General features: G+C 36.2%; 23 protein-coding genes, 1 other RNA gene and 1 riboswitch. Of the genes, 5 read left to right on the top strand and 19 right to left on the bottom strand.

Going from position 1 to position 21,044, the window contains the following annotated elements; genetic code table 11:
* Positions 1 to 118: 118 nt before the first annotated feature.
* Positions 119 to 1,282 (top strand): DUF418 domain-containing protein, encoded by a 1,164-nt coding sequence (locus MKX37_RS07835; RefSeq protein WP_078421997.1) that lies wholly within the window; start codon positions 119 to 121, stop codon positions 1,280 to 1,282.
* 15 nt (positions 1,283 to 1,297) lie between these two features.
* Here the strand turns inward: MKX37_RS07835 and pbuX are convergent, their stop codons facing one another.
* The 13 genes from pbuX to MKX37_RS07770 all read right to left on the bottom strand — a co-directional run bounded on the left by pbuX (position 1,298) and on the right by MKX37_RS07770 (position 12,977).
* Entirely contained in the window at positions 1,298 to 2,614 is a 1,317-nt protein-coding gene (pbuX, locus tag MKX37_RS07830; protein WP_002126498.1) for a xanthine permease PbuX, read from the bottom strand.
* A gap of 2 nt (positions 2,615 to 2,616) precedes the next feature.
* Positions 2,617 to 3,210, bottom strand: coding sequence for a xanthine phosphoribosyltransferase (locus tag MKX37_RS07825; RefSeq protein WP_002086571.1), 594 nt, complete (start codon positions 3,208 to 3,210; stop codon positions 2,617 to 2,619).
* A gap of 107 nt (positions 3,211 to 3,317) precedes the next feature.
* A riboswitch (purine riboswitch) is annotated at positions 3,318 to 3,419 on the bottom strand.
* 116 nt (positions 3,420 to 3,535) lie between these two features.
* A complete protein-coding gene (locus MKX37_RS07820) occupies positions 3,536 to 4,282 on the bottom strand; it encodes a type I methionyl aminopeptidase (RefSeq protein WP_002168775.1) in 747 nt (248 codons plus the stop codon).
* Between the two features lie 153 nt (positions 4,283 to 4,435).
* Positions 4,436 to 4,909, bottom strand: coding sequence for a GNAT family N-acetyltransferase (locus MKX37_RS07815; RefSeq protein WP_002126492.1), 474 nt, complete (start codon positions 4,907 to 4,909; stop codon positions 4,436 to 4,438).
* Between the two features lie 48 nt (positions 4,910 to 4,957).
* Positions 4,958 to 6,475, bottom strand: a complete 1,518-nt coding sequence (gene ypwA / locus MKX37_RS07810; protein WP_078421996.1) for a carboxypeptidase — start codon at positions 6,473 to 6,475, stop codon at positions 4,958 to 4,960.
* 118 nt (positions 6,476 to 6,593) lie between these two features.
* Positions 6,594 to 8,531, bottom strand: a complete 1,938-nt coding sequence (locus tag MKX37_RS07805) for an ATP-dependent DNA helicase (protein ID WP_002011942.1) — start codon at positions 8,529 to 8,531, stop codon at positions 6,594 to 6,596.
* Between the two features lie 138 nt (positions 8,532 to 8,669).
* Complete coding sequence (locus tag MKX37_RS07800) at positions 8,670 to 8,852, bottom strand: DUF3921 domain-containing protein (RefSeq protein ID WP_002126488.1); 183 nt, start codon at positions 8,850 to 8,852, stop codon at positions 8,670 to 8,672.
* Between the two features lie 61 nt (positions 8,853 to 8,913).
* On the bottom strand, positions 8,914 to 10,053 hold the full coding sequence (locus tag MKX37_RS07795) for a THUMP domain-containing class I SAM-dependent RNA methyltransferase (protein WP_002011868.1): 1,140 nt from the start codon (positions 10,051 to 10,053) through the stop codon (positions 8,914 to 8,916).
* Between the two features lie 180 nt (positions 10,054 to 10,233).
* Positions 10,234 to 10,625: RNase P RNA component class B (rnpB, locus tag MKX37_RS07790), an RNA gene on the bottom strand.
* Between the two features lie 87 nt (positions 10,626 to 10,712).
* On the bottom strand, positions 10,713 to 11,048 hold the full coding sequence (gene gpsB / locus MKX37_RS07785; RefSeq protein WP_000622426.1) for a cell division regulator GpsB: 336 nt from the start codon (positions 11,046 to 11,048) through the stop codon (positions 10,713 to 10,715).
* Between the two features lie 97 nt (positions 11,049 to 11,145).
* Positions 11,146 to 11,700, bottom strand: a complete 555-nt coding sequence (locus tag MKX37_RS07780; RefSeq protein WP_002030808.1) for a DUF1273 domain-containing protein — start codon at positions 11,698 to 11,700, stop codon at positions 11,146 to 11,148.
* Between the two features lie 56 nt (positions 11,701 to 11,756).
* Positions 11,757 to 12,206, bottom strand: a complete 450-nt coding sequence (locus tag MKX37_RS07775; RefSeq protein ID WP_061688856.1) for a CotD family spore coat protein — start codon at positions 12,204 to 12,206, stop codon at positions 11,757 to 11,759.
* A 156-nt stretch (positions 12,207 to 12,362) separates the two neighbouring features.
* Positions 12,363 to 12,977: a YppG family protein gene (locus MKX37_RS07770; protein ID WP_078421995.1), complete on the bottom strand. Its 615-nt coding sequence runs from the start codon at positions 12,975 to 12,977 to the stop codon at positions 12,363 to 12,365.
* A 177-nt stretch (positions 12,978 to 13,154) separates the two neighbouring features.
* Between MKX37_RS07770 and MKX37_RS07765 the strand changes: the two genes are divergently transcribed.
* A complete protein-coding gene (locus MKX37_RS07765) occupies positions 13,155 to 13,346 on the top strand; it encodes a YppF family protein (RefSeq protein ID WP_002030817.1) in 192 nt (63 codons plus the stop codon).
* Positions 13,347 to 13,371: 25 nt separating this feature from the next.
* On the opposite strand, the gene MKX37_RS07760 is transcribed toward MKX37_RS07765, so the two are convergent.
* Both MKX37_RS07760 and MKX37_RS07755 read right to left on the bottom strand, forming a co-directional pair.
* A complete protein-coding gene (locus MKX37_RS07760; protein ID WP_002126482.1) occupies positions 13,372 to 13,716 on the bottom strand; it encodes a YppE family protein in 345 nt (114 codons plus the stop codon).
* A gap of 15 nt (positions 13,717 to 13,731) precedes the next feature.
* Positions 13,732 to 13,974 carry a hypothetical protein gene (locus MKX37_RS07755; protein WP_002011865.1) on the bottom strand — a complete coding sequence of 81 codons (243 nt, stop codon included), beginning with the start codon at positions 13,972 to 13,974 and terminating at the stop codon, positions 13,732 to 13,734.
* A gap of 118 nt (positions 13,975 to 14,092) precedes the next feature.
* Between MKX37_RS07755 and MKX37_RS07750 the strand changes: the two genes are divergently transcribed.
* Positions 14,093 to 14,239: a phage portal protein gene (locus MKX37_RS07750; RefSeq protein ID WP_307838604.1), complete on the top strand. Its 147-nt coding sequence runs from the start codon at positions 14,093 to 14,095 to the stop codon at positions 14,237 to 14,239.
* 343 nt (positions 14,240 to 14,582) lie between these two features.
* Here the strand turns inward: MKX37_RS07750 and MKX37_RS07745 are convergent, their stop codons facing one another.
* Positions 14,583 to 15,608, bottom strand: coding sequence for a DUF2515 domain-containing protein (locus MKX37_RS07745; protein WP_002126479.1), 1,026 nt, complete (start codon positions 15,606 to 15,608; stop codon positions 14,583 to 14,585).
* Between the two features lie 103 nt (positions 15,609 to 15,711).
* Between MKX37_RS07745 and recU the strand changes: the two genes are divergently transcribed.
* Both recU and MKX37_RS07735 read left to right on the top strand, forming a co-directional pair.
* Positions 15,712 to 16,314, top strand: a complete 603-nt coding sequence (gene recU / locus MKX37_RS07740; protein ID WP_000155584.1) for a Holliday junction resolvase RecU — start codon at positions 15,712 to 15,714, stop codon at positions 16,312 to 16,314.
* A 66-nt stretch (positions 16,315 to 16,380) separates the two neighbouring features.
* Positions 16,381 to 19,098, top strand: coding sequence for a penicillin-binding protein 1A (locus MKX37_RS07735; RefSeq protein ID WP_078421994.1), 2,718 nt, complete (start codon positions 16,381 to 16,383; stop codon positions 19,096 to 19,098).
* Between the two features lie 26 nt (positions 19,099 to 19,124).
* Here the strand turns inward: MKX37_RS07735 and MKX37_RS07730 are convergent, their stop codons facing one another.
* Genes MKX37_RS07730 through dnaD form a run of 3 tightly spaced genes read right to left on the bottom strand, consistent with a single transcriptional unit; the run spans position 19,125 to position 21,017 of the window.
* Positions 19,125 to 19,643 carry a YpoC family protein gene (locus MKX37_RS07730; protein WP_002086586.1) on the bottom strand — a complete coding sequence of 173 codons (519 nt, stop codon included), beginning with the start codon at positions 19,641 to 19,643 and terminating at the stop codon, positions 19,125 to 19,127.
* A gap of 3 nt (positions 19,644 to 19,646) precedes the next feature.
* The gene (gene nth / locus MKX37_RS07725) at positions 19,647 to 20,294 is read right to left on the bottom strand and encodes an endonuclease III (protein WP_000933020.1); all 648 of its coding nucleotides are present in this window, start codon (positions 20,292 to 20,294) and stop codon (positions 19,647 to 19,649) included.
* A 15-nt stretch (positions 20,295 to 20,309) separates the two neighbouring features.
* A complete protein-coding gene (gene dnaD / locus MKX37_RS07720; protein ID WP_000728546.1) occupies positions 20,310 to 21,017 on the bottom strand; it encodes a DNA replication protein DnaD in 708 nt (235 codons plus the stop codon).
* Positions 21,018 to 21,044: the final 27 nt, after the last annotated feature.

The following is a 21,044-nucleotide window of genomic DNA, read 5'->3' as shown; positions in this document are numbered from 1 at the left end:
GCTTTTACAAGCAGCCCGACTCCCACCTAACTTCCTCGTATTCACTGAATTTTGAAGTGGGAGTCTTACCGCTTGTTAATGCGGGATAAAAGGGAATTACTTAACAAGGAGGAAAATAATGACACAAAATATTTCACAAGGCGAGAGGATACATTCCATCGATATTATTAGAGGAATAGCTGTACTAGGTATTTTTCTTGTTAACTGGCCAGTTATCGCTGGTGTTGATTCTCGAGATATTTCCGGCGTTTATGATGGATTAGACAGCTATATTCGATTATTTTATGACATGTTTATTCAAACGAAGTTTTATACTATTTTTTCATTTTTATTCGGATTAGGTTTTTATATCTTTATGAATCGTGCTGAGGCGAAAACAGATCGTCCGAAAACTTTATTTGTTCGCCGCTTGCTTATTTTATTATTATTTGGGTTCTTGCATTACGTTCTTTTATGGGACGGAGACATCTTACATAGTTATGCCATCGCTGGATTTTTCTTATTGTTATTTTATAAGAGAGAGCCTCGTACTATTTTAATATGGGCATTAGTTTTACTAAGTATTTTTCAATTTTTCATGCTAATCGCTAGTATAGTGGTTGCCTTAGTACCAAAGGCAGAGTTAGGGTTTTCCTTACCGATCATGCCACTTGAAGACTGGGCGTCACAAATACAAAATCGTTTCCATGCATTTTATTCTGAAGGAATTGGACTAAATGTATTCATGCTCCCAGAAACAGTTGGACTATTTTTACTTGGTTTATACGCCGGCAAAAAAGATATTTTCCGCCGCACGAAAGAGTTGGATCCAAAGCTTAAAAAATGGCAAATCATTATGTTCATTTTGACATTACCAATGTGGTTCTTCATGGTCCGTTACTTCTTATCAAAACCATCTTATGAACCATTTTATATGCAGGCCTTTACAATGTTTAGTGGAAAAACATTATTCATATTCTACATTTTCACGCTCATGCGTTTATTACAAAAAGAAAGATGGCAAACATTATTACGTCCGTTCCAATATGTCGGACGAATGGCGTTAACAAATTACATCACGCATACGATTGTTACGTTACTTGTATTCGGCCTATTTTTCAAAAATTATTATCCCGCTCCATTATGGGTGGGACCACTATTTTGCATCGGCTTTTATACGTTACAAATCTTTATTAGCCACTGGTGGCTTTCACGTTACCAATATGGGCCACTTGAGTACATTTGGCGTCTTGGTACGTACGGGAAAATGATGCCACTTAAAAAGAAAAGCAAGGTCTCATAATGAGACCTTGCTTTTCTATGCTTCTCTTACTGCACTTTGCATCGGAACTGGCTCTTCTTTTACTTTACGCTGCGGCACCATATTAAATACAATATTTAAAAGTACTGCTGATGCACTTCCAAGTACAATTCCGTTATCTGTCAAAATACGAATGTTTTCCGGAAGCTGTGAAAATAACGTTGGAACAACTGTAACTCCAAGTCCGATTCCGACAGAACATGCAACAATTAATAAATTTTCTTGTTTTCCAAAATCAACACTGCTTAACATTTTAATACCATATGCCATAACCATGCCGAACATTGCTAGCATTGCACCGCCAAGTACTGATTTCGGAATAATTGTTGTAATGGCTGCGATTTTAGGAATAAACCCAAGAGCAATTAACATACCACCACAAGTATAGATAATGACGCGATTTCTTACTCCAGTTAATTGAACAAGTCCTACGTTTTGAGAATATGTTGTGTATGGAAATGCGTTAAAAATACCACCTAGAACCATTGCTAATCCTTCTGCGCGATAACCTTTTGTTAATTCTTTTTCACCGATCTTTTTATTACAAATATCAGATAATGCAAAATATACCCCTGTTGCTTCCACAATTCCTACGCAAGCAACGAGAATCATCGTAATAATTGGCGTTAATTCAAATGTTGGTGTACCGAAGTAAAACGGCTGAATACCGTGGAACCAATCTGCCTCTCCAACCGCTTGCAAACTTACTTTCCCCATAAACGCTGCGACGATTGTACCGAACAAAAGACCAAGTAATATAGAGATTGAACGGATAAATCCATCAAAGAAACGATACATAATAATGATAAATAATAAAACACCAAATGCTAACGCTAAATTTTCTAGACTTCCGAAATCTTTACTTCCAACTCCTCCAGCCATATCATTAATAGCTGCTGGAACAAGTGTAACCCCAATAACTGTAACGACAGATCCTGTTACAACAGGAGGAAACAGTTTTACAAGCTTCCCAAATAATTTCGCGAAAATAACAACAAATAATCCCGCAGCAATAATTGCTCCATATATAGAGGACACGCCGTATTGTTTACCAATTGCAATCATCGGTCCAACCGCTGTAAATGTACAACCAAGTACAACCGGAAGCCCAATACCGAAAAAGCGATTTGATAATGCTTGTAAAATCGTTGCTACGCCGCACATTAATAAGTCAATCGATACTAAATACGTTAATTCTTGTTGATTTAAACCAAGTCCCCCGCCGACAATAAGAGGAACAATAATTGCGCCAGCGTACATGGCAAGCATGTGCTGAATACCAAGCGATGCGATTTTAAATGGGTGCTGCTTCATCGTTAGTTCACCTCCGCAGTTTCTTGCTGTACAAATGTAACTGTGCCGTTATCAAGTGATGCAATTTCTGCTAGTGATTCAACACGAACACCCTGTTCACGCAGCTTCTTTCCTCCATCTTGAAATGCTTTTTCAATAACAATGCCAATTCCCGCAATACTTGCCCCGGCTTGCTCTACTAAACTCATTAAACCTAAAGCAGCCTGACCATTTGCTAAAAAGTCATCAATAATTAATACATGATCATTTTCATCAATATGATTTCGAGATAATGAAATCTCGTTCGTTTCTTGTTTTGTAAATGAATATACGTTTGCAACATACATATTATCTTGTAACGTTAACGATTTACGCTTTCTTGCAAAAACTACTTTTACACCAAGCTCTAAAGCAGCCATAACCGCTGGTGCAATGCCTGAAGATTCAATCGTCACGATTTTTGTAATGTTCTCTTCTTTAAAACGTTTAGCGAATTCTTTTCCGATTTCTTGCATAAGTACTGGATCAATTTGATGATTTAAAAATGCATCTACCTTTAATACATCACCAGATAAAACCTTTCCTTCGTTCAAAATCTTTTCTTGTAATACTTTCATGTTAGTTCCTCCTCTTATGCAAATAAAAAACTCCAAAAGCCGCCACCACTCGTTACAAGTGAGAGACGTGCTTTTGGAGTTTCGCAAAAAAGAATGCTAAACAAGCAAATATATTCGTCCTCACTCATAGTCAAAGTATTTACGGTACTTCGGTAGAAACTTGCAGGCCATATCCCCGCGATTATATGAGTGTAGCTAACTTATTTATTTATAGAAGGATTATAACGCACTTTTTTCACTTTGAAAAGCATTTATCGAAAAAACACGTACGAATTTTATGAAAATACCATTTTCGTTCGAGTTTTTCAAACTTTCACATTTCATATTACAACGTCGTTAATATGATAGGACCATCCTTCGTAATCGCAATTGTATGCTCATACTGTGCAGATAATTTCCCATCCATCGTCCGTGCAGTCCATCCGTTTAAATCTACTTTAGAATATCGCATACCGGCATTTACAATAGGTTCAATTGTAATTACCATTCCTTCTTGTAATTCTTGTCCTTGCCTTGGCTTACCAAAATGAAAAATTGCTGGTTCCTCATGAATTTCTTTACCAATTCCGTGTCCCGTAAAGTCTCTTGCAACAGAAAACCCTTCAGAGGCTACATAACTTTCAATTGCGTATCCAATATCTCCAACATGGTTACCACTTATTGCTTGCTCAATCCCTTTATATAAAGCACTCTCTGCTACTAACAATAACCTTTTTGCTTCATCAGAAATATCTCCAACTATATACGTCCATGCAGAATCCGAAAGCGCACCATTTAAGTTTACTACCATGTCAATTGTCACAATATCGCCTTCACTTAAAGGAACATCTGTTGGAAACCCATGACACATTTCATTGTTCACAGATGCACATATTGCGTATGGATAATCGTTATACCCTTTCTGTTCGGATCTGGCACCATGCTCTTCTAAATACGCTTCAACAAACGTATCAATTTCTTGTGTCGTTATTCCTGGTTTCATCATTTTTGCAATTTCTCTATGACAAGAAGCTAGTAACTTCCCAGATTCATGCATCAAATCTATTTCATTTTTCGTTTTAATTGTAATCATACTACCTCTCCTTACTAAACTTGCTATTTGCTACTAAACTTCAATCATACACATCCTCTTCCAAAATTTCAAAACTTCTAATTACAACAAGTACAAAAAAAACATCATTTATTTCTACATCAAAATAAAAAAACAGAAGCTCTTCTCTGTTGTTTAATCATTTTTACATATATAATTCATTTTCAAAAACTCAAAACAACTACCATTTGTTTTCTGTATAAATGTTCCAACAGCTTCGAATCCTGCTCTTTTATACACTTTAATCGCTCTTTCATTAAATGCCGCTACCGATAGTGTTATATAATTGCATCCGTATTTTTCTTTACTAAAAGCTAGTCCAGCTTTTACGAACTGTAGACCAAATCCATTCCCAGTTATATCAGGTCTCATTCCAAGACCTATATCAACCGTTTGATTATTTATGTTACTAAAACTAAAGAAACCAATGAGAGTACCATTTTCCTTCACAGAAAATGTATGATTCCCTCTACTCTCATCCTCTAAAAACTCAGCTAAATCTTCTTCATCTGCCTCTATATCATAAAAGGAATACTCCCCTTCATAATGCCAGTTATATGCAATTTCTTCTGCTTCCGCTCGCGACATTACTGTAAACATATAGCCCATTTCTCTCACTCCCTCATAAAAAAAAGCTGCAATTAAGCAGCTCCTGTTTTATAACTCATAAATCTCTTTATATTTAGCTTCTAAATAATCAGCTAAGTAGTTTGCATTTAAACCTTCACCTGTCACATCTTTTAAAATTTCAAATGGTTTTTTCGTTTTGCCATATTGGTGAATATTCTCTGTTAACCATTCACGAATTGGTGTCACGTTTCCTTCTTCTAATAATGCATCAAAGTTTGGAATATCCTTTAGCATCCTATGTTTAAATTGCGCTGCATACATATAACCAAGCGCATAAGATGGGAAGTATCCAAATGAACCACCAGCCCAGTGAACATCTTGCAATACACCTTGTGCATCGTTTTCCGGACGAATTCCTAAATATGCTTCCATCTTATCATTCCAAGCCGCTGGCAAATCCTTCACTTGTAATGTACCATCAAATAATTCTTTCTCAAGTTCATAACGAACCATGACGTGAAGCGGATATGTAAGCTCATCTGCTTCTATACGAATAAACGATGGCTTCGATTCGTTAATCGCATCATAAAACTCATCTACTGATATATCATTGAATTGACCATCGCTATACTCTTTTAATAAATCATAATTTTTCTTCCAGAATGATTTATTACGACCGATAAAGTTCTCAAAGAATAATGATTGTGACTCATGAATACCCATAGAAGTTCCACTACATAGCGGTGTACCTTCAAATTCCTCCGCAATATTTTGTTCATATACAGCATGACCACATTCATGAATCGTGCCGAAAACAGCCATACGGAAGTCTTTCTCATCGTAACGAGTCGTAATACGAACATCCCCTCTATTTAATGTAATTTCAAAAGGATGTACCGTTTCATCAAGACGACCCGCTTCAAAGTTATAGTTCAATTGTTTTAATAACTCTAAAGTAAAATTCTTTTGTTTTTCTTTTGAAAAATGTTCAGCTAAAGCATTTGTTTTTAATTCTTTTTTAGACTCAGAAATTTCTTTCACAAGCGGAACGATACGTTCACGTAGTTGACCAAATACATGATCTAACACTTCTACTGTGATTCCCGGCTCATACATGTCTAATAGCGTGTTATATTTGTACGTTTCGTAACCCCAATATGTAATAAACTTCTTTTTGAATTCAACAATTTTTTCTAAATACGGACGGAACATTTCGAAGTCAGATTTTTCGCGAGCTTCTTCCCATACACTTTCCGCTTTCGCTTCTAATTTCACATACGCTTCATATTCCGCTTGTGGAATTTTCTTATTTCTATCATATTCTTTACGACACTCTTCAACCATTTTCTTTGTCGTTTCAGAAAGTTTATTTTCAACAATTAAAGATTCTAGTTCAGTTAAATAGTTCCCCATCTCATCTGAAGTCGACATCGCAAACACTTCGGATGAAAGCATTCCAATTACTTCTGAACGCTGGTCTACTCCTTGCTTTGGTGCACCTGTTCTTAAATCCCAAAACATTAAGCTTAATGCCTCTCCGTAATTCTCTATCTTCTTCACATATGTTAAAAATTGTTTTTCCACTTCATATGTAGCAACTGTCATAGTATAAAAAACCTCCTTTTTCTACCTCAAACTTATTTCGACACTGAAACATAAATTCCTTTTCTAATAGAAAAAAAGCTTGGCAAATGCCAAACTTTTCCCTACAACATTTTTTCGCTTAAAGTACTTTTCCTTCTACCGGAAGTACTTTCTTCACTGCTTCTATCACTTTTTCATCTTCATTATCTGATAAGAATAATGATATAGCACCTTTATCTTCACTTGTACGAATTAAACGTCCAATTCCTTGTCGAAGACGTAAAATCATATAAGGCACATCTACGTCCCAGAATGGATCATTCACATGTTTACGCTTCGCCTCAAACACAGGATCGTTTGGAGGGAATGGTAATGACCAAATAATAACATGTGATAATGATGAACCTGGAATGTCTAAACCTTCCCATAAATGAACGGCACAAAGTACAGTCTCTTCTTCATTTTGGAAACGAGAAACGAGCTGACTAATTTCTTGATCTCCTTCATATAGGAACGGAACTGACATTTGCTCTTTACTTACATATTCTTTAAACGCTGCAAGTTCTTGCGTTGTACGGAATAATACGAGTGTACGTCCATTTGTTTTTTGTATATTTTCAAGTGTATATTGACACTTTCTTTCCCATTCATTTTCTTTCGTATACGGAAGTAAGTTTACTGTCATTTGCTCTTCATAATCAAACGGCGAAGCAACTGAGAATGATAAGTAATCTTTTACCCCTAGACTATTTGCAGTAAATGCGAACGAATCATTGTCAGATAATGTCGCAGAAGAGAAAATATATGGAATCTTCTTCGAGAATACTTTTTCTTGTAACACTTCTTCAACTGCACGCGGCATAATAACTAACGTGAAAGCACCATCGCCTTCTTCACCCCACGTAATTACATTTTTCTCGTGCATGAAAAGACGAAGTGAATGCTCTAACACATCTAAATGCTCATCAACAATATTTAAATCGTATGTGTTTACTGTATGCATTTCACTTTCAAATACTAATGCATCACCGACTTCACCGATTTTCGCATAAAGTCTTTTCGCTTCTGCAGTTACCTTTTCTGTCACAGTAATTTCTAAACGATCAGAACCTTCAATTTCCTTTTTATTCTCTTGTAGTACCCCAAAGAATTGTTCAGTTTGCCAAATTGTTTCTTCTACTAAATGTGCGAACTCTTCACGAATATCATTTTGTAATAATCTCGTTAAAAGTTGCTCCATCATCGTTTGTTTTAAACGGTACGTTAAAGCTTTTTGAGCTGCATATTCTACAAGATGCCCTTCATCGAATACAACGCAACTACTTTCTGGTAATAACGGAATTTGTCCTTCACGTTTGCGAGCTTCGTACGTCCAAATATGATCCATATAGAAATCTTGAGAACAAATGATTAAATCTGCCGCTTTACGATAATGCTCGCGCGAAAGAGTTTGACCACAACGATGACGAGAATCACAAGTGAAGCAATCTTGGAAGTAATCCCAGTTTACCTTTGACCATTCCTCGTCATTTAACAGTGGAAATTCTTTTCGATCACCATAGTGAGTAAAGTTCTGCATCGTACCATGATCGAATACGAACTGAGGTAATTCGTAATATACATCTTCAATTACTTCTGGAGCTCGTCCACTCATAACATCTTCAAGTTTACGTAAACATAAATAATTATCCATTGACTTCGCAAGTCTAACATCAACAGATAGCCCTAATGCTTCAGATAACTTAGCAATGTCTCCTTCTTCTTTCACAAGCTGCTCAATTAACGTTTCATCTGCACAAGCGATAATAGCCGGCTTCCCTGTATAACGTGCATAACAAATTGCATATAAAAGATATACAATTGTTTTCCCTGTTCCTACACCTGCTTCTGCAAACATAACTTTCTTCTCTTGGAAAGCGCGCTCTAACTGAAACGCCATAAAAATCTGTTCATCACGCTCTTCAAAGCCTTTTTCCGGAAGAATGTCGTAAAACACATCTCCAATCCACTCATTCAACTTATCATAAAAATTATCTTGTTTTCCTACTTCAAATGGTAACCTATTCTCAGTAAACATCCTTAGCCTCCAACCAAACAGTTTTTCTATAAAAAGATATAGCAACTGCTACTCACATGTGTGCAGCCACTTTCCCCTGTTACAATACATAGAAATACACGAAAAAAAATTTTCCTTTCGAAAAAGGAAAATTTTTTTCTATATTAATGACCTTAAATAACGTTTATCAATCGCTGTTTCATGTGAAAGAGCTGACAAATATTCTTCCTGCGCTTTTTGTATTCCATCTACAATTGCACCTTGACTATCCACTTCTTTTCCGAGCTCATCATACGTACGGTGAATAGCTTTTTGAATCATCGATAATTGGAAACTATCCATATCACTTCCTCCTTTACGCATTACATAATAGCCAGTATATGCGTGCTGGAGGAGTTTTATACTATGAATTACGCGGTGGACGCTTTCCGAAGTATTGATAGTAATCTGTACGGATAAATCCGTTAAACAGTTTACGCTTTTTCGATGCATCTTTCCCATAACATTTCTCAAATGCTTCATAACTTGTTAATAAATACATTGACCACGTATCTAATGGGCGGAATACCTCTCCCATTTCTTTATATAATTTTTCAACAAGCGCTCTTTCACTTAAACGTTCTCCGTATGGAGGATTCGTTACAACATAGCCATATTCCTCTTTTGTCGTGAAATCTTTTACTTGCATTTGTTTAAATGATATAAGATCCCCTAATCCAACTTCTTCTGCGTTATCTTGGGCAACTCTTATCATACGGTGATCGATATCTGATCCAATGATTTGCAATGGTTGATTATAATTAGCTAAATCTTCAGCTTCTTGACGAGCTTCGCGCCAATTTTGTTTACCAACCCAGCCCCATTCATCCGATGCAAAGCCTCGGTTAAATCCTGGTGCGATATTTTGTCCAATTAATGCAGCTTCAATTGGAATTGTACCAGATCCACAGAAAGGATCAACGAAAGGACGATCCGCCTTCCAGTTTGTTAACTTAATTAAAGACGCAGCTAATGTTTCTTTTAAAGGCGCTTCACCTTGCTCAAGACGGTATCCACGTTTATGAAGACCTACACCACTCGCATCGATTGTTAACGTCGCAATATCCTTGAGCATTGCAATTTCAATACGGAATAACGGTCCATCTTCTTCAAACCAAGTTGTGCGTCTATACGTTGTTTTTAATTTCTCAACAACAGCCTTTTTAACGATACGTTGGCAGTCTGAAACGCTAAATAATGTTGATTTCAAAGATTTCCCAATAACAGGAAATTCTCCGTTCTCTGGAATATAATCTCCCCAGTTTAACGCTTTTGTTTTTTCAAATAACTCATCGAATGTTGTTGCTTTAAATTCGCCGACTTTAATTTTCACACGGTCTGCAGTACGTAACCATAAATTCGTACGACAAATCGCTTTTTCATCCGCTTCAAACGTTACCTTTCCGTTTTCCACTTCACATTCATAACCAAGATCGCGAACTTCTCGGGCAACTAACGCTTCAATACCCATTGCCGCTGTTGCAATTAAAGTAACTTTTCCCATTTGCATTCACCTCTTATGTATAATCAAACAATAATTAATAACATGTTGTCCTATTAATTATCACATATTACGAAGAATATTCTCACTTACCATTTTAACTCACAACTTATAACTTCATACAAATAAAAAGCCCTCCTCTAACAAAGGAGAGCTGAGTTATTTCATAGTTGGTTCATAACGTTCTGTAAGCCATGTTCTGTTCCTTTGTACTGCAAACGGCCCACGCCTCGTACTCCGGTGGTAATCATCTATCTACAGGTTACGAAAACCTGTCCTTTTCCGTCGTTCATTTCCTTGGAAAAGATTCCCCTACCATTATTTGGGTTTCTCGCTCGTGGGGTTTACCTCGTTCCACTCCTATCATTTCTTCAAGGACTTCGTCACTGTGGCACTTTAAAGGTAGTCAAACCATATCCGAAAGGACTTAGGTTTTTTCCCTGCCGTTAAACCAGCCTTGCAGCCAGAATACCCTAGCTTATGACTTGGCTAGGCACGAACACTACAGCCATCTCAGGCCGTGCGAGCATGGACTTTCCTCTACAACGTTGGCGTTGCAGCGATTACCCAAACGTTATGACAAACATTAGTATAGTGGAAACAAAAAGATTTTGCAATGTTTTTTTCTATGTAAAATGCTTTAACCTTTTTGTTACCTTAATTTATTCGTATAACTTACTTCCAAATACAGCTTTTTCTAAATTAGATAGACGTTTTAAAATATCCGTATTCGTATTGTTATACACTGGTTGTGCAACTGGTGTTTGTACCGGTTGTTGCGGAACTTGTGTTGCCGCTACTTTTTGTTCTTCTAATTCACGTTTCAAACGAGCATTTTGTTGTTTTAATTGATCAAATTCCTTATGAAAAGCTTCATAATCTTTAATAATCATATCAAGAAACTTATCTACTTCTTCTTGTTGATAACCTCTCATACCTGTTTTAAATTCTTTTTCTAAAATATCTTTCGCTGTTAATTTAATTTTATCCGAAATCATTTTCTTCACCTCAAATTTTTGCCAAAGCTTTCATTAACTAAATTTTTTCAGAAACAACGCCTTTTGTCAATCAAATATACGAGTACTATATTACATATTACTCTGCATTATTCCACTGTTCCTCTTCCATTATATCTTGTAAATCAGAAAAAAGAATGAAATAACTGTGATAATTTTCTATTTCTCCTTTTTTCTTAGCTGCTTCTACAATATATTTAGGGCTCCCAGACTTTTCTTCATCATATACAGCTAAAAGTGCATCGCTTTTTTCAATAAAAAATTGATTCTTTAATTTAAATTGCTCTGGGCTTTCGTACTTCCGTTTCGTAATACTATCAATATGATCTGCTTGTGAAAGAATAAATTCGTAATATTCACGGTTATCTTCCTTCCAATTTTCCTCTTGTTCTAAAAAAGGAGTAAATACAGCTAATTTTAAATTTGGATATTCTACTTGAATTTCAAAAACAACTTCAGCAGCCCATAGCTCTACTCCTAACTGACCACTTATAATAACCCACTCCAAACCTTCTTCTACAAAAACAGTTAATTTACGACGCAGCGCCTTTTTTATACACTCTACTCCTGGATGATCATTTTTAAATATTCCAAGTTCAAACGGCTTATATCCTGTTACAGCAACAACCTTCATATCAACACTCCAATTACAAAAAAAGAACTAGCATTTCGCTAGTTCTAACATATCATTTACTTTTTAAACATTCCACCAACGTTTGGTCCGATATTTGGTCCAAATGGTGATACGTTCGGTCCTGGTCCATATGGTGATACGTTCGGTCCTGGTCCATATGGTGATACATTCGGTCCTGGTCCAAATGGTGATATTTGATGCCCATGGTGATGATGGCCATGACCGCATGGTCCACATCCACCGCCAAATCCACCAACAGATCCACCGCCAAATCCTGGATCACCAGGATCTACAACGTTTACGTTCGAGTTTGTTTGTGGGAAGAAGCCTTGATTTTTAATTTGTTGATGATGAACATGCGTTGTATGGGTTGGAAAAATGTGTGGCACCACCGTTGTTGAAAAAGAATGTGTTACGCATTGTTTCGTTGGATGAATGACAGGAGCTGTCGTACAAATAGGTCCTACAGGCTTATGCCCTCCAAAGCAAGGATGACAATGATGCATAGTTTTTTCTCTCCTCTCTCATTAAAAAAATCTGACTACACTTTACAATATGAGCGAGGGGCTAAAGCCGCTTGTTATATATACCCATTTATTTCATGGAAATTTGTCTAGTATCCAATTTCATACGTAATACCTATTATAGACAACCCCCTACTATTATTTACCAAAAAAGCCCCCGACTTGCTTAACAATCCCTGTTACTTGATTCATCGCGTTCATCATTTGTCCAGCCGTGTTCATCATTTTATTTACATCGTAGTTACCATCTGATGATTTAAATTGTGAAACAAAACTAGAAAACTGACTTGGTTGCTGTTGCTGTTGCTTTTGTTTATTCATCGTTGGATATGGTTGTTTTGGTGGATAAAACATAGCTTGTTGATTTACATATTGAGCTGGCGACATGTAATTTTGTGAATTCATATACGCTTGCTCTGGTTGATTCGTATACATTTGCTGCGGCTGATTCATATGCGGTTGTTGCGGTTGATTCATATACGCTTGTTGCGACTGATTCATGTGCGGTTGTTGCGGTTGATTCATATGCGCTTGCTGTGGTTGATTCGTATATGCTTGTTGCGGTTGATTCATATGCGCTTGCTGCGGTTGATTCCCAAAAGACACTTCAAATGGTTGATAATAATTTTGGTTTCCATAATGAGGCTCGAAAGGATACATATTATATCGCAAATATGTATCCTCATTATATTGGTACATATTTTGCTGTGCATATGGATTTGCTTGCTGATATACATTAGGTTGTTGAAACATGCATTCTCTCCTCCTTGGCATAAGTTTCTACATATAGAATATGTACCTATAAAATAAAATGTGTGACGGAGTACCTGTCTGTTTTTGTCGGAAGTTTAAATTTTTAAAAAAATTAGAAAGTAAACCCTTCCATGCTATGATAATAAGGAAGAAGATTCTCATGGGGGAGGAATCAACATGGTATTAGGGGATTTAAAACAAGCGTTTTCTCAAAAAAAGGGGTATTACACAGAAAATTCGAATGAACTGTTAGACTTTGCAAGACATTGTTATCTTGAAGGAAAAGTATGCATATCAGATTACCGAACATTAATACGAGAGTTAGAAATAAACGGTGCAACAAAACCTACAACAGTGACAGAGGCATAAAAAAACAAGAGGGTTTTCCCTCTTGTTATTTACATTGATCTACGATATTTTGCAAAGTATACGAAATAGCTTGATGAGTTTCAAAGAAACGTTTGCCTTTTCCCTTATTAACAAAACATTGTAGCACATTAGTTTGTAAATTATCATACACTTGATCAATTTGTTGTACATGTATATACTTAGGTTGTTCTTCCTTTATCCACCTATAAGCTAATTCTTTCCACATCTCTAACTCCGCATCTACAATATCAACAAATGGCTTCATATCCTTATAAAAATCATATTCAGCCATCTCTCTTTTTTTCACATTCGCTTCATCATTATACTGCATTAACTTCTCCGAAGACTGGATTAATGCTTCATGTCCCATTTTGTTCCCACCTTATTATGCACTCACTACGACGTTTTGAAATGTCTTTACCCAGCTCCCTTTTTCTTCGTGATGCACTAATTTATTTTCCATATGTTCTATATGCATTTCTGTTATTTCTATCTTATTGCATATTTTTTCACCTTTATCCTTCAATGCATGATTCATTCTAATCCCAATCTTCATTTCCAGCAAATCGAGAGAACTTAACATTTGATCCATTTTTTTCATAACATCTTCCTTCTGAACCATCGCCATATTTAAAACGCCCCCTTCTTTGCCTTTCCTTTGTCATGTAATTTCGCCGATTGATTAATTACTCCTTCTCACATGACAAAACTAGTTGATATTCGTCAAAGAAATCATTTAGTATGCCATTATTAGAAATGGTAACAATACAAAAAGGAGGTGTATTACGATGGCAAAAAATAAAAACGAAAAAAAGAAAAAGCAAAACAAACAACAAAACCAACCTGAGACTGGTAATCCAAAGCTTGATGGTCCAAATTTCCCCGCTACATAAAGTGAAACTTTAATCAGTGGGGTTTTGTTCATCCCCCACTGATTATCAACCCGCACCAATCGGGTGTTTACGGACAGCAGGGCTTCCACCTACCTTCTTTGCTCCAGCCAAATTTTGAGGTGGGAGTTTTACTGTCCGCAAATAGCGGGATAAAATGACACTTTAACCAAAGTGGCTTTTACAAACAACTATTTTCTAGTCTATCTTACCTCTTCGCTTTCGATAAATGTTGAAGTTAAAGTCGTACTGCCGACAAATAACCGATTAGAAAGTAACTTGTTGTAGAGCTTATTACTTTTAATAAAGAAGTCCCGCCTTCATTTAAGAAGGCGGGACTTCTTTATTATATCATGAACTCATCTATTCTTTTAACAAAACTACTTAATATAGAAAGAGTATGTATTTGCTCCCTCTTCTTTCTATACCATTCTGTTATATTAATTTCTCCCTTAGGTTTTTCAAGTAAAAATAATGAATCTATTTCCAACCCTTCACTAAACCAATCTTTTTCAATTAATTTTTCATGAGTGACAATAGAATACACTTCCCGAAGAGCCGGCGTACATGATTTTCTAATTCCCCTTATATTACATTCATAATCCATTCTTGACCCTGTATGCCTAGTTTGCACTGCAAATTTATAAAAAGAAGACTTATACTTTGAATGAAATAGTAACCAAGCTAATTGCTTCCCCAGTTCTATACGTTTTTGCAACGTTTCAAATTGATAAACTGAAAATCCATACATTCCCCCTTCCACCGTTGGAAAAATAACTGCACTAACATGAAATATTTCTTGAAATTTGAACAGTGCAGTATCAAATACGTGTTTTTGAAAATATGCATTCTCAATTACTGGTTTTTGAATTTTATTTTGTTCATTAATAATAAGTGCCGTCATAAGCCTATTTATATCTTTTTTCTCCCAAAACGCGACCCATTCTTTTTCCATAAAAATTGATATGTTGAAAAATTGTAACAAATGGAAGAGCGGCGCACATCTCTTTTTACTTTCCTCATACAGTAATAGTTGAGGAAATGCATCTAAGAAAATGAGCCAATTGGCTTTCTCATACAAAAGAAATAATCGTCTCTTAACTGTTTGAGATAAAAGATTAGAATAATATTCTCCTTCTAAATCTGTCATGTTCCATCCCCCATTCCTTGAAACCATACTCGCTAAAAAAGACCATCTAATTTCTCTATTTCTCAAATAATATTCTTGGTAAGATTGTGTACGTGAAATATTATCTACGTTAGCTACATCCGTTCTCTCCTTAATAGTAAGAACTATAACTTTTTCCTCTTCTGTACAAAAAATATCATTACGGTTCTGTTTAATTTTTTCATAGTCATTCCATCGAAACATGAGTAAGTCACCATACCTTTCTTGAAAAAGGTCACATCTTTTTTCATTTTTTGATATAATCACCTTTGTAAGTAATTCTTATCAAGTTGGGAGTGGACAAAATATGACCATTCGTTACCCAAATGGAAAAAGGTACGATCAAGCTTCACAACCTCATAAAACACCAATAAAAAAACATACTTACAGTAATAGAGGTATGTCCCTTGAAGAGGAATTGAATGAAACCAATCAATATTACTTAACCCATAATATTGCATGCGTACATAAAAAACCTACACCTCTTCAAATTGTAAAAGTAGATTACCCCGCTCGAAGTGCTGCAGTGGTAAAAGAAGCGTATTTCAAACAACCTTCTACAACAGATTACAACGGTGTATACAAAGGGAAATACATCGATTTTGAAGCGAAAGAAACTAAAAATAAAACCAGTTTTCCACTTCAAAACTTCCACCTTCATCAAATTGAACATATGAAGCAAGTAGTCGCTCATAATGGAATTGCATTTGTTATTATTAAATTTACACTTTTTGATGAATTTTATTTATTAGATGCAAAACATATTATTGCATTTTGGAATCGTCAAAATACTGGTGGACGTAAATCGATTACAAAACAAGAAATAGAAGAGCATGGGTCTTTATTATCATGCGGTTATCACCCTCGAATTGATTATATCCGCGTACTAGACACGGTTTATTTTTCGTGATAGAGTCATCACTAAGGCTCTTTTTTCGACTTTTGGGGGAGAGAATGAAAGGTAGGAGAAAGTATAATGTCAGATAATTATCGTTCTCGTACAGAACGAAATCATGTAAAAAATCAAACGAAAGAAACAAATAATAAAGAAGAAAAACCAAAGAAAAAAGGTTCCTTTTTCAAGAGATTTCTTATAGGTTGTCTACTTCTTGGTATCGTCGGTCTCGTAGCTGGCGTTTCGGCCTTCTTTGTTATGGTAAAGGACGCTCCAAAACTAGACAAATCAAAGCTAGTCAATCCTTTATCAACAAAATTCCTTGATAAAAACGGGAATTTCTTCTATGAATACGGTGCTGAAAAACGAACCCATGTTACATACGATCAAATTCCAAAAGTAATTGAAAGTGCATTCCTTGCGACTGAGGATGCTCGTTTCTACGATCATAATGGAATTGATTTTAGACGTACTGGAATGGCAGTCATGGAAAATGTCACTGGTGGTTTTGGATCACAAGGTGGTAGTACGATTACACAGCAAGTAGTTAAAAACTATTTTCTAACGATGGACAAAACTGCAAAAAGAAAAGTGCAGGAATGGTACTTATCTTATAAGTTAGAGCAACAGTACTCAAAACATGAAATTTTAGAAATGTACTTAAATAAGATTAACCTCGGTAATCGCTCTTACGGTATTTCAACAGCAGCAAAAAAATATTACGGCAAAGATTTAAAAGACATACAACTACACGAAGCTGCAATGCTCGCTGGTTTACCCCAAGGTCCTAACATTTATGATCCAACAAAACCAGATAACGTTGATAGAGCAACGAAACGTCGTAATATCGTATTAACATTAATGAACCGACACGGGTATATAACGAAACAAGAAATGAATGATGCAATGCAAATCCCTGTAACACAAGGACTTCTTCCATCTTCAGAAGTGACTGAAATGAAGTATCAGGCATTTATAGATGCTGTTGTAAAGGAAGTTGAAAAAGAATACCCTGATGTAAATATCGGTTCAGATGGTTTAACGATTCATACAACACTTGATCAAGATGCTCAAGATTACGCTGAAAAAATTATGGATGGGAATCTCATCAAGTATCCAAACGATCAATTCCAAGGATCATTCGTATTTATGGATACTCAGTCTGGAGAAGTTCGAGCAATCGGCGCTGGTCGTAAAGAAAGTAAGTCTACTTTCAAAGGTCATAATATGGCAGTTGATTTAAAACGCCAAGTTGGTTCAACAATGAAACCAATTTTCGACTATGGTCCTGCAATTGAAAACCTTCAATGGTCTACTTATCATCAATTAAATGACTCTGAATATACTTACTCTGATGGCACAAAGATTAAAAATGCTACAGGTAATTTTAAAGGTGACGTTTCACTTCGTGAAGCATTGAAGAAGTCATTAAACATCCCGGCTTTAAAAACAGCTCAAGCAGTCGGTATTCCTAAGGCACAAGAGTTTGCTGAAGGTTTAGGAATGACGTTTAAAGATGGGAAAGCATATGAATCTACTGCAATCGGTAGTAATGAAGGCTCTCCGTTAGATGTCGCTGGAGCTTATGCAACATTTGGAAATGACGGTGTATACAATAAACCTCATTTCGTTAAAGAAGTTATTTTCCCAGATGGAAAAAAGAAAAGCTTTAAACCGAAAGAACAGCGTGCAATGCACGACTATACAGCTTACATGGTTACTGACGTTCTTCGTGACGTAGTAAAACCTGGTTCTGGCGGTACAGGGTCAACAGCATATGTTTCTGGATTCGACGTTGCTGGTAAAACAGGAACACAAAACTTTGATAAATCTGTTATTAAAAAATACGGTATTCCAGCAGATGCCAACAGAGATAGTTGGTTCGCAGGATATACACCACAATATACAATGGCTGTATGGACTGGTTATGAAAAAGATAGCCCAGAAAATTACATTAGCGATCGTTCTACTAGAATTGCTCAGCAAATGTTCCAAGCAATGATGAGCAAATTTGCTACGGATAAATCTCGTTTCGAGCGCCCTTCTTCTGTACAAGAATTAAATGGAGAACTGTACATTAAAGGTGCGAAAAAAGATGCAGTTAAAGAAATTAAAGTAGATCCACCTAGTGGCCTTAATGTCGCTTTCGATGGCGCTAGCACAGTGACACTGAACTGGTCTGGACCATCATCAAATGTTGATGCATACGCAGCAAGCTATAAAGCTACTGACGGTTCTAGTGGTAGCTTATCAGTAAGCGGTACGACAGCTACTCTTGGTGGTATTAAACCAGGTGTTACTTACAGTTTCTCTGTAGTAGCGAAAAAGGGTACTGGAACAAGCCCTGCAGTTGGTGCATCCTTCACTGCCCCTGGCGGAACTCCAGATGCGAAAAAAGCTGACGAAGAAGCTAAGAAAAAAGCTGACGAAGAAGCCCTGAAAAAGACCAATGAAGATAAACTAAAACAAGAAGAAGCTAAGAAAAAAGCTGATGAAGATCAGCGTAAACAGCAAGAACAGCAGCAACAGCAACAACAACAAGAACAACAACGTAAACAACAAGAACAACAGCAGCAACAAGAACAACAACGTAAACAGCAAGAAGAAGCTCAAAAGAAAGCCGCTGACGAAGAGGCTAAGAAGAAAGCTGACGAAGAAGCTAAGAGAAAAGCCGACGAAGAAGCTAAAAGAAAAGCTGACGAAGAAGCTAGAAAAAAAGCTGAAGAGCAACAACAGCAACAAAATACCGGAGGAGATATACCTCACGCGGACGGAAATGTTGTTACAACAGAGTCTTAATAAACAAAAAAAGAAGTCGGTTTCTCTTAATGAGAAATCGACTTCTTTTTTGTTATCATTTTCTTTACATATAGCTTTTCTATTTCGATATACAACTGTACTAATTGAATATACGAATGGTAATTACTCGGTTTCTTTATAATAAATGAATATCGCTCCATAAAATTAACAGGTTGTACTTCCAATTTATTCGTATTTACTTGCATCTCATTCAAACTATGAACAGGCTGCTCATTTAACCAATATATAACCGATAGAAAGTGCGCTGCAAAAAGAATCATCGGACCCTCAGCTTCTTGTTTTTTTCTGTTCCGAAATAGTATAGCAATTTCTTCATGCTTGCTTTTCCATATATTTAACACCGCTGGAATACTTGTTTCAATTTCATTCCATGGCTCATATTTTCTTTCAATATCAAATATAAAGTAAGTATTTTGTATTATCTCTTCAAAAGATTGGTCTGTGTGATACGTAATCGAATTTGCACTCTCTTTAAAAAATGGTACGCACCGAAACTCTTTCGGTATTTCTATAACTCGCTCCATCCTTTATTTCCCCTTCATTCGTTTCTTTCCTTCGCGACATATTTCTAGTAATCGACACTCTTCACATTGTGGTCGCTGCGCCTTACAGTAATAACGTCCGAAGAAAATCATACGGTGGTGTGTAACTCCCCACTCATCCATTGGAATCTTCTTCATCAATGTCTTTTCCACTTCTAACACAGAATCTTTCCATCTACAAATTGCTAACCGTTTACTCACTCTCTCTACATGCGTATCAACAGCAATCGCTGGAATCCCAAATGCTACCGAAACAACTACATTCGCTGTCTTTCTCCCTACTCCTGGTAATTTCGTCAGCTCATCACGGTCTTCTGGAACTTTCCCGTTATAATCATCTAGTAACATCCGGCACAATTTTTGAATATTTTTCGCCTTATTTCTAAACAATCCAATGGAACGTATATCTTGTTGTAATTCTTCTAAAGACACACTTAAATAATCTTCTGGTGTTTTATATTTTTGAAATAAGTTTTTCGTCACTTTATTCACAAGTGCATCTGTACATTGCGCAGATAATGCCACTGCGATTACAAGTTCAAATGGATTATCATGAATTAATTCACAATGCGCTTCTGGATACATATCCGCCATTGTATCTAAACAATAACGAATTTGCGTTTTGTTCAACATATCTTTCCTCCTACACTACTGCTCCAACCAATTATAAAAAGGCACTTTCCCAGTAAATTTCGTCTCTTGTTTTGTCGTTTGTTGTGTGCGTTGTTGATTCGCTCTAAATTTCTGGCCTTGATTTTGCGCTTGATCTACCGTTTTAATTCCGTTCTTTTTCCACTCAAACAAAATACGATCAATATACCGGAAATTAAGTTTACCACTCATAACAGCTTCACGAAGAGCCGCTTGAATTAAATTCGGATGGTGTTGATCTTGATCTTCCCACATCCCTAATGTTTCACATTCAAATGGCGAAAGTGGTCTTCCGAATTCTTTTTCAAATACTGTATATAAATTTACTTGAATTTGCTTTTGTTCTTTTTGCTCTTCCTCTATAGATTCATTCATTAAAAAGTGCAATATTTTTTCCCACAGTGGTTGTAAAGAATAACTTTCACACATCATCGCTTCAGATCTTCGTCCACCTTCTAGTGCTAAAAAACCTTTTTGGATTAAAGTCTGAATCACTTCCATGCATTTCATTTCTGTTATCGTCATCCGTTCTGAAATCTCTGAAGGAGTCGGGAACGAATTACCTGATTCTAAAAATGTGTGTACATGAAGTACTACCATAAATTCCGTCTCATTTAAACCTAGCTTTTTATAATGCATCATAAGCAATTTAGGAATCGCTATGCTTCCCTGTTCAAACCATTGTAACATCATTTTCTTTTTCATCACCAAACACCTCGTTCTCTAGTATAA

It is taken from the genome of Bacillus sp. FSL R5-0709 (genome assembly GCF_038004785.1).
Taxonomy (GTDB): Bacteria; Bacillota; Bacilli; order Bacillales; family Bacillaceae_G; genus Bacillus_A; species Bacillus_A mycoides.
This window is presented reverse-complemented; position numbering and strand designations above follow the sequence as displayed.